The organism is Neptuniibacter sp. QD29_5 (assembly GCF_047778125.1).
Classification (GTDB): domain Bacteria; phylum Pseudomonadota; class Gammaproteobacteria; order Pseudomonadales; family Balneatricaceae; genus Neptuniibacter.
This window is the reverse complement of record NZ_CP180556.1, coordinates 2,103,914-2,116,439: the sequence shown is the minus strand read 5'-3', so window position 1 is coordinate 2,116,439 and position 12,526 is coordinate 2,103,914. Positions and strand designations below refer to the sequence as shown.

Genomic DNA, 12,526 nt, shown 5'->3' with positions numbered 1-12,526 from the left:
TTAAAAAGCGGTGCCATTGGCACCGCTTTTTTTGTGTTACAAAAAGAAAAAACAATTTTTTGTAAAAAAATTACCATATTCGCATAAAGAATGATTAAAGCTTGCTTCCAAAAGCTTTAATATAAGAATCCCGAGACAGTTAAAGCTGTTTGATCGGGGGATTGAAGGTAACTCAAAGAGGAGCGATATCTATCGGAAGATCCCGATAGAATCAGAAAGCTCCCAGAGCCAGGGTGATCAAGAATGCAAGAAAGCATCATGGATCTCATGTGGAAGAATGCTCACCTTTACGGTGGCAACCTTTCATACGTTGAAGAACTGTACGAAACTTACCTGATGGATCCAAATGCGATTCCTCAGGAATGGCGAGAAGAATTCGACCGACTACCTAAAGTTGGCGAAAATCTGACACAGGATGTGCCGCATTCTGCTATCAGAGAACATTTTCTCTATCTATCTAAAAACCAAAAACGCGCTGCGCCAACTGCTGTAAGTTCGGTTAGTTCCGAGCATGAGAAAAAGCAGGTTCGTGTATTGCGTATGATCAACGCTTACCGTGTACGTGGTCATCAGGTTGCAAACATCGATCCATTAGGTTTGATGCAGCGTGAAGATGTACCGGATCTTGATCTACGTTTCCATGAGCTGTCTGAAGCTGATTACGATACTGTATTCCAGCTAGGTTCTCTGTTCTTCGGTCCTGAAGAAGCTCCGCTGCGTGATATCGTTGCTGATCTGAAGAAAACGTACTGTACAACGGTCGGTGCAGAGTACATGCACATCGTTGATACACAAGAAAAACGTTGGATTCAGTCCCGTTTAGAGCCTGTACGCTCGCATCCAGAAGCTGAAGTTAACAAGAAGAAAATGATTCTTGAACGCCTAACAGCTGCTGAAGGTCTTGAGAAATACTTGGGCTCTCGTTATGCCGGTGCTAAGCGCTTCGGTCTGGAAGGTGGCGAGTCAATGATCGTATCCCTAAACACGCTAATTCAGCGTGCTGGTAAACAGGGTGCGAAAGAAGTTGTTATCGGCATGGCTCACCGTGGCCGTCTAAATACGCTTGTTAATATCTTTGGTAAAAACCCAGCTGATTTGTTTGACGAATTTGAAGGGAAGCGTGTTGTAGATACATCTGGTGACGTTAAGTACCACCAAGGTTTCTCATCTAACGTAGAAACTGAAGGCGGTGAAGTTCACATTGCCATGGCATTTAACCCATCTCACCTGGAGATTGCTGCTCCGGTAGTAGAAGGTTCTGTACGCGCGCGCCAAGATCGTCGTGAAGATGCTGATGGTGATTCTGTTGTTCCTGTAAATATTCACGGTGATCAAGCTTTCTGTGGTCAGGGTGTAGTAATGGAGACATTCCAGATGTCTCAGACCCGTGCATATAAAACAGGCGGCACAATCCATATTGTAGTTAACAACCAAGTTGGTTTTACAACATCTAAGCAAGAAGACTCACGTTCTACTGAGTACTCTACCGATGTTGCGAAAATGATTCAGGCGCCTATCTTCCACGTAAATGGCGATGACCCTGAAGCAGTTCGTTTTGTTACACAACTGGCTGTTGATTACCGTAACGAATTTAAGAAAGACGTGGTAATTGACTTGTTCTGTTACCGTCGTCGCGGTCACAACGAAGCTGATGAGCCATCTGGTACACAGCCGTTGATGTACGCGCAGATCAAAAAGCAGAAAACTACGCGTGAACTTTACGCTCAGCAGTTGATTTCTGAAGGTGTTGTTACACTTGAAGAAAGCAAGGCGATGGAGAAAGAGTACCGTAAGCTGCTAGAGAATGGTGAGCATGTTGTTAAGTCTCTTGTACATGAACCAAACTCTGAGCTGTTCGTAGATTGGAAGCCTTACCTAGGTCATGAGTGGTCTTTTGACTGCCCAGAAACCAAAGTTGATCTTAAATTGCTACAAGAGCTGGGTAATAAGATTTGTGAAACGCCTGAAGGTTTCGCAGTTCAGCGCCAAGTTCAAAAAATCATTGATGACCGTAAGCGTATGGCTCACGGTGCAATGGAGTTGAACTGGGGTATGGCAGAATCTCTTGCTTATGCAACTATTCTTGCTGAAGGTCATCCAGTTCGTATCACAGGTCAGGATGTGGGGCGTGGTACGTTCTCTCACCGTCACGCGGTACTACATGATCAGAAGACAGCTGAAACTTACTTGCCACTCGATAATCTATCTGATGAGCAGCCTCGTCTAACATTGCATGACTCTTTCCTATCGGAAGAAGCGGTACTTGCGTTTGAGTACGGTTATGCGACTACGATGCCAAATGCCCTAGTTATTTGGGAAGCTCAGTTCGGTGATTTCGCCAACGGTGCACAGGTAGTAATTGACCAGTTCATCACGTCTGGTGAGCACAAATGGCAGCGTCTATGTGGTCTGACGATGCTGTTGCCTCACGGCTTTGAAGGTCAGGGCCCTGAGCACTCTTCAGCACGTCTAGAGCGTTACCTACAGTTGTGTGCAGAGCACAACATTCAGGTTGTTACACCAACTACGCCAGCACAGATTTTCCACTTGTTGCGTCGTCAGGTTGTACGCCCGCTACGTAAACCTCTAGTTGTAATGTCTCCGAAGAGCTTATTGCGTCACAAGCAAGCGATTTCTACTCTTGAAGATCTAGCGGAAGGTTCATTCCAGCCAGTTATTGGTGAAGTGGATCAGTTAGAGCCTAAGAAGGTGAAACGCCTTGTTCTTTGTGGTGGTAAGGTTTACTACGACCTATACAACCGCCGTGCTGAATTGGAAAAAGATGATGTAGCTATCGTTCGTATCGAGCAGCTATATCCATTCCCAGAAGCACAATTGGCAGAAGCAATCTCTGAGTATACAAACTTAGAATCTGTAGTTTGGTGTCAAGAAGAACCAATGAACCAAGGCGCATGGTACTCAATGCAGCACCATATGCGTCACGTTCTACACAAACATGACAGCAAGTTACATTTGGAAGGGGTAGCCCGTCCAGCATCTGCGGCTCCAGCAGTAGGGTACATTTCTGTACACGCTGAGCAGCAGGAAAAACTAGTTAATGATGCACTTAACGGTTGATCAGGCGATTAACCACAATTATTAATCGCCTGACGGTGATAACGATAAAGGAAAAAACATGTCCATCGAAATCAAAGCGCCGACGTTCCCAGAATCTGTAGCAGACGGCACAATCGCAACTTGGCACAAACAGCCAGGTGAAGCATGCTCAGCAGACGAGCTTATTGTTGATATCGAAACTGATAAAGTTGTACTAGAAGTTGTAGCGCCAGAAGATGGTGTTATTGCTGAAGTACTAAAAGGCGAAGGCGACACAGTCCTAAGTGATGAAGTGATCGCTAAGTTTGAAGCGGGTGCTGCAGGTTCTGCTGCACCGGCTGCTGCCGAAGAAGCTGCGGCACCTGCAGGTGATGCTGACAAAGTTGGCCCTGCTGCACGTAAGCTGATCGACGAAAACGGCCTAGATGCATCTCAAATCACTGGTACTGGCAAAAATGGCGGTATCACTAAAGAAGACGTTCAGAACTTCATCAAAAATGGTGCGCAAGCGCCTGCAGCAGCACCTGCTCCTGCGGCAGCTGCTCCAGCACAAGCTGCTGCGCCAGTTAACGTACCAGCAGGTGAGCGTGTAGAGAAACGAGTTCCAATGACTCGTCTACGTGCAACAATTGCTAAGCGTCTAGTTGAAGCTCAGCAAAATGCAGCAATGCTTACTACTTACAATGAAGTAAACATGAAGCCGGTTATGGAACTGCGTAAGCAGTACAAAGACCTGTTCGAGAAAACTCACAACGGTACTCGTCTTGGTTTCATGTCTTTCTTCGTTAAAGCTGCAACTGAAGCACTGAAGAAATTCCCAGCAGTTAACGCGTCTATCGACGGTAATGACATGGTTTACCATGGCTACCAAGATATCGGTGTAGCTGTTTCTACTGACCGTGGTTTGATGGTACCAGTGCTACGCGATACTGACGTTATGAGCCTAGCGGACGTTGAGTCTACTATCGCTGATTTCGGTAAGCGTGGTCGTGAAGGCAAGCTTGGTATGGACGACATGCAGGGCGGTACATTCACAATCACTAACGGTGGTGTATTCGGTTCTTTGATGTCTACTCCAATCTTGAACCCACCACAAACTGCTATCCTGGGTATGCATAAAATTCAGGAACGTCCAATGGCTGTAAACGGCCAAGTTGAGATCCTGCCAATGATGTACCTCGCTCTGTCATACGATCACCGTATGATTGATGGTAAGGAAGCTGTACAATTCCTAGTGACAATTAAGGACCTTCTAGAAGATCCTGCACGTATGCTACTAGAGGTTTAAGGTTAGTCCTGATAAGAACAGAGTGAAGATAGGATAAAACATGTCTGATAAATTTGACGTTATTGTTGTAGGTGCGGGTCCTGGCGGTTATGTAGCTGCGATCCGTGCAGCACAGCTTGGTCTGAAAACTGCGTGTGTTGAAAAATGGATTGATGATAAAGGAGCAGCAGTTCTAGGTGGTACATGCCTAAATGTAGGTTGTATTCCTTCAAAAGCTCTACTGGAATCTACACACCAGTTCCACAATGCTCAGCATGCTGACGTGCACGGCATCCAAACGGGTGGCGATGTCACTATGGATGTTAAAGCGATGGTTGCTCGTAAAGACAAGATCGTAGGCAACCTAACTGGCGGTATTGCGGGTCTGTTTAAAGCAAACGGTGTAACTTTGCTTCAGGGTATGGGCAAATTGCACGGCGGTAAGAAAGTTGAAGTGACTGCAGCTGACGGTTCTTCTACTACTTACGATGCTGAGAACGTGATTCTAGCGTCTGGTTCTGTACCGGTTGAAATCCCACCTGCACCGCTTACAGAAGGTTTGATCCTTGATAATGCGGGCGCACTAGATATCGATGAAACGCCTAAACGTTTGGGTGTTATCGGTGCCGGTGTTATCGGTTTGGAAATGGGCTCAGTTTGGGCGCGTTTAGGTACAGAAGTTACTGTACTTGAGGCAATGGACGATTTCCTCGCGCTAGCAGATAAAGATGTAGCTAAAGAAGCTGCAAAACTGTTCAAGAAACAGAAGCTAGACATCAAGCTTGGTGCTCGTTGCACAGGCACTGAAATCATCGACGGCAAAGAAGTGAAAGTTAAGTACACTGATGCCAACGGTGAGCAGGAAATGGTTGTTGATAAGTTGATCGTTGCTGTAGGCCGTAAGCCACAGACACAAGGTCTACTTGCTGATGATTCTGGTGTTTCTCTAGATGAGCGTGGCTTCATCTTTGTTGACGAGAAATGTCAGACTGGTGTTCCAGGTGTATATGCGATTGGTGATTCCGTTCGTGGCCCAATGCTTGCGCATAAGGCTTCTGAAGAAGGCATCATGGTTGCTGACATTATTGCAGGTCACCACGCACAGCTTAACTATGACGTTATTCCAAACATCATCTACACGCATCCTGAACTAGCTTGGGTTGGTAAAACTGAGCAAGAGCTTAAGGCTGAAGGCGTTAAAGTTAAAGTGGGTAAATTCCCATTTGCTGCTTCCGGTCGTGCTATGGCTGCTAACGATACCGAAGGTTTCGTTAAGATGATCGCTTGCGAAGAAACTGATCGTATTCTGGGTGTTCACATGGTTGGTGGTATTGCTTCCGAGCTTATCGGTCAAGCTGCTATCGCTATGGAATTCTGCTCAAGTGCAGAAGACCTTCAGATGACAGTATTTGCCCATCCGACTGTAAGTGAGGCTGTACATGAAGCAGCACTAGCAGTTGATGGACACGCGATTCATATGGCGAATCGCAAAAAACGCTAAGCAATTAGCACAGAGAGATCCGGCTTACTCTTACAAGGAGTAAGCCGTATATAAAACTTGTTGCTAGAACCAACAGGGCTGTTACAGGGGCGTATTTAGATCCCTGATACAGAAAAAATCATATAGTGATAACACAACGGGTTAGAGCATGAATCTTCATGAGTACCAGGGTAAACAGCTGTTTGCCGAATATGGTCTGCCGGTATCCAAAGGATACGCAGTAGATACTCCAGAAGCAGCGGCTGAAGCTGCTGAAAAAATTGGTGGTGATAAGTGGGTTGTTAAAACTCAGGTGCACGCTGGCGGCCGTGGTAAGGCTGGCGGTGTTAAGTTGGTTGACTCTCCTGCAGAAGCGCAAGAGTTCGCAGCTAACTGGCTGGGCAAAAACCTAGTTACATTCCAGACTGACGAAAATGGTCAGCCTGTTTCTAAAATTTTGGTTGAAGACTGCACAGATATTGCAAACGAGCTATATCTTGGTGCTGTTGTAGACCGTTCTACTCGCCGTATCGTTTTCATGGCATCTACTGAAGGTGGTGTTGAAATCGAGACAGTTGCAGAAGAAACTCCAGAAAAGATTCTTAAAGCTGAAGTTGATCCGCTAACGGGTGCTCAGCCTTACCAGGGTCGCGATCTTGCGTTCAAACTGGGCCTAGAAGGCGACCAGATTAAGCAGTTCGTTAAAATCTTCTTGGGTCTGGCTCAGATGTTCCAAGAAAAAGATCTGGCTCTTCTAGAGATTAACCCTCTAGTTATTACTGATGAAGGTAACTTGCACTGCCTAGACGCTAAAGTAGCGATCGATGGCAACGCTGTTTACCGTCACAAAGATCTTCAAGCTATGCACGATCCATCTCAGGAAGATGAGCGTGAAGCACACGCTGCTGAGTGGGATCTAAACTACGTTGCTCTAGACGGTACTATCGGCTGCATGGTTAACGGTGCAGGCCTTGCGATGGGTACTATGGACATCGTTGCTCTACACGGTGGTTTCCCAGCTAACTTCCTTGACGTTGGTGGTGGTGCGACTAAAGAGCGTGTTACTGAAGCGTTCAAACTGATCCTAGCTGACGAAAAAGTTAAGACTGTATTGGTTAACATCTTCGGCGGTATCGTACGTTGTGACCTAATTGCTGAAGGTATCATCGGCGCGGTTAAAGAAGTAGGTGTAAACGTACCAGTCGTTGTACGTCTGGAAGGTAACAATGCTGATCTAGGTTCTAAGCTTCTTGCTGAATCTGGTCTAGACATCATCGCAGCTACTAGCTTGACTGATGCAGCTCAGCAAGCAGTAAACGCAGCGGAGGGTAAATAATGTCCGTTTTGATTAATAAAGACACCAAAGTAATCTGCCAAGGTTTCACTGGTGGTCAAGGTACCTTCCACTCTGAGCAAGCTATCGCGTACGGTACGCAGATGGTTGGCGGTGTAACTCCAGGTAAAGGTGGTACAACTCACCTAGGCCTACCTGTATTCAATACTGTTGCAGAAGCTGTTGAAGCAACTGGCGCAGATGCATCTGTTATCTACGTTCCTGCTCCATTCTGTAAAGATTCTATCCTAGAAGCTGCAAACGGTGGCGTTAAGCTAATCGTTTGTATCACTGAGCACATTCCAGTTATGGATATGCTTGAGTGTAAAGTTAAGTGTGACGAGCTAGGTGTACGCCTAATCGGCCCTAACTGCCCAGGTGTTATCACCCCAGGTGAATGTAAGATTGGTATTATGCCAGGTCACATTCATCTACCAGGTAAAGTAGGTATCGTTTCCCGTTCTGGTACTCTGACTTATGAAGCTGTTAAACAGACTACAGATGCTGGTTTCGGTCAGTCTACTTGTGTAGGTATCGGTGGTGACCCAATTCCTGGTTCTAATTTCATCGATATTCTTGAAATGTTCCAGAACGATCCACAGACTGAAGCGATTGTAATGATCGGTGAGATCGGTGGTACTGCAGAAGAAGAAGCGGCTGCGTACATCAAAGCAAATGTCACTAAGCCTGTTGTTTCTTACATTGCTGGTGTTACTGCACCTGCTGGTAAGCGTATGGGTCACGCTGGCGCGATCATTTCTGGCGGTAAAGGTACTGCTGATGAGAAATTCGCAGCACTTGAAGATGCAGGCGTTAAGACTGTACGTTCTCTTGCTCAGATCGGCGATGCACTAAAAGAAGTTACTGGCTGGTAAGCTAGAACATCTCTAAAAAAGGCAGCTTAGGCTGCCTTTTTTATTGCCTGAGCAAATAGGTGTTGAAACATCATCTGTTTAATGTGATTGTTTAATTACATTCTTCAAAGTGTAGATCGTTTATGAAAAACCTTATCGTGATAGGTGTTGCTTCAATTGTTGGTTTAGCAGTTGTTGGCGGTGCTGGTTTCTTTGGTTATAAGATGTATTCAGAGTTAGCTGAATATAAAGCCTTAGGTCCGATTAAGGATATGCGAACTTATAGCAAAGAAAATTTTGATCTTAAAAAAGAAAATAAGTTGTTATTAAAAAAGTCTGCGGACATGCAGCGACAATTTCTAATTCATCGTAAAGTAACAGTGGATAAAGCTGTTAAAAGGTCAGAAAGAAAAGTTGCAACATCGATTGCTGCTTTTACCCCAATTTCAGGTTCCTATGTACTAGCTGCAACGTCTGCGCAAGAGCAATTGGAACTCTGCCAAGATGTACAGGCTTTAATAAAACTAGAGTCCCAATTGTTTGAATCCTCTGATCCTGCTGTAGTGCTGCAACAAGAAAAGATTTGCGGCACTCATATCGAGCGTAAATTGATGCCGTTATTTAAATACCAAATGCTTCGCGTACGTGCGTCAATGACGGGTTCTCTTGGTCATCTTAGAGTGGATGCTGAGGAAAAGTTTGCCAAGGCTCGTAAGCTTCTTGAAAAGTGGGAAGTTCCAGTTGAACGTGAATTGGATTCTTATACGCGTTTTGATCGTTAGATCTATTTAATTCGATTTACCTGACAATAAAGCTAGTTGCTCTTAATAACTCGGTCTTTTATTTAGCTGCTACAATTTTATTTACTCATCATAGTATTATGCGTTTTAATAATAACCATGTTTTCTTTATGGTTAATTGGTTTGAGGGCGATAATCTTTGAGCAGTACTAAGATTGCAATGAATGCCTTAGCCGAGCGTATGCCCGGTGCCTTTTATCGACGCTCTGTTCAGGGTGATCGCGCTTTGTTATTGATTACTTCAGGTTGTAAAGAGTTAACAGGCTACTCTGTTGATGAGTGGTTAGAGGGAGATATTAGCTTTAAGCAACTTATACACCCTGAATGTCACTCTTGTTATCGAGATGTTGTTGATCGTGCTCTGGTTGAAGGGAAGCCTTACAGTGTTGAATATAAGATTACACAAAAGGGTGGAAATGTCCTTTGGGTTTGGGAACAGGGGCATGGTGTAACTGAAGACGGTAGTCTTTTTGCTATAGAGGGGTATATCACCGATATTACATTGCAAAAAAAACATGAGGCTGGCTTACAGCAAGCCTTGAGTGCGAAGCAGCAGTTACTCGAAGAATATAAAGGAGTTGTTGATTGTAGTGCTATTGTCTCTAAGACAGACCCAAATGGCGTTATCACTTATGTGAATGATCATTTCTGTAAGGTTTCAGGTTATAGCTCTGAAGAGCTAGTAGGTTCAACTCACGCCATTGTTCGGCACCCCCAAACCCAGACTCATATTTTTAAAGACCTATGGAATACTATTCTTTCAGGTGAAACCTGGAAAGGCACGCTGAGAAACAGAGCAAAGAATGGGCAAGATTATTATGTAAATACGGCAATCTCTCCAATTATGGATTCAAACGGTAATATCATTGAATTCATATCAGTTCGTTTTGATGTGACATCTCTCATCGAGAAAGAGAAACGCATTAGAAGGCAGATTACTGACCAGCTTACCGGTTTGCCAAATAGGCAGAGTTTGTTGGAGGATTTGACTTCAGTTGAGTCAGGTTCATTGGCCATACTGAACATCAACGACTTTAAGTTGGTTAATGAATATTATGGCTTCGCTGTTGGTGATCAACTACTGCGTGATATGGCAATATTACTTTCTCAAGTTGCTGAGCTCCATGATTTAGATCTCTATCGTTTGTCAGGTGATGAGTTTGCACTCTTCTGCAAAAGTCATTTACGAGATATCGGTTTTGATGCGTTGTGTGACTCTATTGTCGCGCGTGTAGCGGAAAAGGTTATTACCGTGATAGGCATCGAGTTTGCTTTAGCTGTGACTATCGGGGCTTCTAGTGGCTGTACAAAAGATCTACTTCTGCATGCAGATATTGCCCTTCATAGCGCTAAAGAACAGCATTTATCAGTTCAAATATATGACATCTATTCGCCTCTCAAGCGTCAAATTGATAACAATATTACTTGGCTTAAAAGAATTCGTGAAGCTATTCATGAAGATCGAATAGAAGTTTTTGCTCAACCAATTTTGGATGTTAATTCGTCTGATATTAATCGTTATGAGTGTTTAATGAGGCTAAGAGAGGGTGAGAATTACATTTCGCCCTATCTATTCTTGCAAGCAGCTAAGCATGGTCGGCTTTATGGTGATCTAACCCGCATTGTATTTTCCAAAGCCTGTGAGTTTTTTGCAAAAAGAAGCGATAGTTTTTCTATTAATATCACAGCCTCGGATATCTTAAATCCGAATACCTCCAATTACATTATTAGAACGATTAAGCGCTACGGGGTAGGGGATCGGCTAGTTTTCGAATTGGTTGAAAGTGAAGGAATCGAAGATTCGGAATTAATTATCCAGTTCTTTGATCAAGTTAAAGCGATGGGATGTAGTTTGGCTATTGATGATTTTGGTACGGGCTATTCCAACTTTGAGTATCTTCTAAAGCTTGATATTGATTATATAAAGATCGATGGTTCTTTAATTCGTTATATCGATAAGGATGACAATGCGCGCATTGTAGCTGAAACGGTTGTTGACTTTGCGAGACGCTTGAACGTTAAGACGGTTGCAGAGTTTGTACATAACTATGAAGTAGAGCAATGTGCACGTGAAATCGGTGTCGATTTTCTACAGGGCTTTCTGTTGGGTGAACCAACTCCTTTAGACTCTCTCTAAGTTTGTTGTTTTGGTCTATTTATTGCTGTTCTAAGCTAAGGGTGGCAGACCTGTTGTGTTTGTCGCTGTAAAAGCTGTAAAGCCAAGGGAGTGTTGCATTCTTTTATCTTCATCATTCTATTTATAGTGCGTTGAGTACTCTTTTTGTGCGGCGTTAATTTGATTTGGCACTTGTTTGGTGCGATCGATAGAATTGGAGATGAAAAAAATACTCTTGGCTGTAGTATAAGTCTTCTGCCTTACAGGATATGTTATTTTTTGTAGTCCGGTTTGATTGTGAAGCATGTGTTGGGTGTTGTTTGCATCTATACCTTTAAATGTCAAAAATTTATCAGAGTAGTCCATTATGAGTCTTAAGCTTTTTCCTTACTTCCAACCTATCGTTGAAACCGCAACTGGTCGCATAGCTGGGTACGAAGCACTGGCAAGGATGAAAGATGAGAACGGCAATACGGTTTCTGCGGGTAGAATTTTTTCAGATAAGGACCTCTCTGTTAAAGAGCGGATTGAGCTTGATCGAGATGTGAGACTTCAGGCGCTTCAGCAGATCCAATCACTGCCTGAAGATACTTTTATTAGTATCAATATATCCCCAGAGTGGCTGCAATACCTTGAGTCCCTGGATAGCATTCCTACCTTGGAAATGATTAAGCAGCTCGCTGTTGATCCATCAAAAGTTGTTATAGAGATTACTGAGCTTGATGGTGACTTGGATGTAATTCAAAGGTTAGTTGAGCGATATCGTGAGGAGGGGTTCTGTATTGCTATCGATGATTTCGGTACGGGCTTTTCGCAGTTAGATCGAATTGCCTTGTTAAAGCCGGATATCATTAAGCTCGATATGACTTTGCTGAAAAGTGGTTCGACTGACAGTCGCCGAGCTTCAATGGTGCAAATGTTGGGTGAGCTTGCTTCAAAACTCGGCAGTAAGGTGTTATGCGAGGGTGTTGAAACTGATGATGAATATTATTTGGCACTGAGCTGTAATGCAGTATATGTTCAGGGTTTTCTTTTCTCTGAGGCGCAGTCTGAGATGTTGCTGCCAGATTCGACCACTAAACAAGTGAAGGATCTATTAAGTCATTATCGTGATATGGCGATTAATGCCACGTCCCGAAGTCACTGGCGTGCGGAAAAGGTTAAAGCAGAATTGCTCTCGTTAAGAGAGGTCTTAAAGGCTGCAAGTAGTGATGAAGATCTGCAGTACTTTGTCGCGACAGAGCATTTAATGCGTTTTTATATCTGTGATCGCTTAGGTAATCAGATTTCTCCAAACTTTGAAAATAGTGATAAAGGCTGGATCCTTAATGAAAAACATAGAGGGTTTAACTGGAGTTGGAGGCCTTATTTCTTTGAGCTTCTAGGATCCGCTGATACGAAAAATCGTTTGGTCTTCTCAGAACCATACCAAGATATTCATACAGGGCAGCGAGCGCAAACGGCTGTTTTGTTTATCGATGATTCCCGTATCCTGCTTGCGGATTTGCTGGATGAGGGGCAGGAGACTGATCTGTTTAATGGTTTTAGCGCAATGCCAGCAAGCTGGATTCCAGAAATAGGTTAACCTTTGCTGTCTAATCTAAGGGTTAAGCTTGGTA

Annotated in this window: 8 protein-coding genes; all 8 read left to right on the top strand. The window is 44.0% G+C overall.

Going from position 1 to position 12,526, the window contains the following annotated elements:
* Positions 1-243: 243 nt before the first annotated feature.
* Positions 244-3,078, top strand: coding sequence for a 2-oxoglutarate dehydrogenase E1 component (locus tag ACMXYR_RS09880; RefSeq protein ID WP_415901432.1), 2,835 nt, complete (start codon positions 244-246; stop codon positions 3,076-3,078).
* 58 nt (positions 3,079-3,136) lie between these two features.
* Complete coding sequence (gene odhB, locus ACMXYR_RS09875) at positions 3,137-4,345, top strand: 2-oxoglutarate dehydrogenase complex dihydrolipoyllysine-residue succinyltransferase (protein ID WP_415901431.1); 1,209 nt, start codon at positions 3,137-3,139, stop codon at positions 4,343-4,345.
* Between the two features lie 40 nt (positions 4,346-4,385).
* Positions 4,386-5,825 carry a dihydrolipoyl dehydrogenase gene (gene lpdA, locus ACMXYR_RS09870; RefSeq protein ID WP_415901430.1) on the top strand — a complete coding sequence of 480 codons (1,440 nt, stop codon included), beginning with the start codon at positions 4,386-4,388 and terminating at the stop codon, positions 5,823-5,825.
* Between the two features lie 148 nt (positions 5,826-5,973).
* Positions 5,974-7,140, top strand: coding sequence for an ADP-forming succinate--CoA ligase subunit beta (sucC, locus tag ACMXYR_RS09865; protein ID WP_415884192.1), 1,167 nt, complete (start codon positions 5,974-5,976; stop codon positions 7,138-7,140).
* Complete coding sequence (sucD, locus tag ACMXYR_RS09860) at positions 7,140-8,012, top strand: succinate--CoA ligase subunit alpha (protein ID WP_415884193.1); 873 nt, start codon at positions 7,140-7,142, stop codon at positions 8,010-8,012. The genes sucC and sucD overlap by 1 nt, the downstream gene beginning before the upstream one ends.
* 122 nt (positions 8,013-8,134) lie before the next feature.
* A complete protein-coding gene (locus tag ACMXYR_RS09855) occupies positions 8,135-8,773 on the top strand; it encodes a hypothetical protein (protein WP_415901429.1) in 639 nt (212 codons plus the stop codon).
* A gap of 157 nt (positions 8,774-8,930) precedes the next feature.
* The gene (locus ACMXYR_RS09850; protein WP_415901428.1) at positions 8,931-10,928 is read left to right on the top strand and encodes an EAL domain-containing protein; all 1,998 of its coding nucleotides are present in this window, start codon (positions 8,931-8,933) and stop codon (positions 10,926-10,928) included.
* 346 nt (positions 10,929-11,274) lie between these two features.
* On the top strand, positions 11,275-12,492 hold the full coding sequence (locus tag ACMXYR_RS09845) for an EAL domain-containing protein (protein ID WP_415901427.1): 1,218 nt from the start codon (positions 11,275-11,277) through the stop codon (positions 12,490-12,492).
* Positions 12,493-12,526 lie beyond the last annotated feature (34 nt).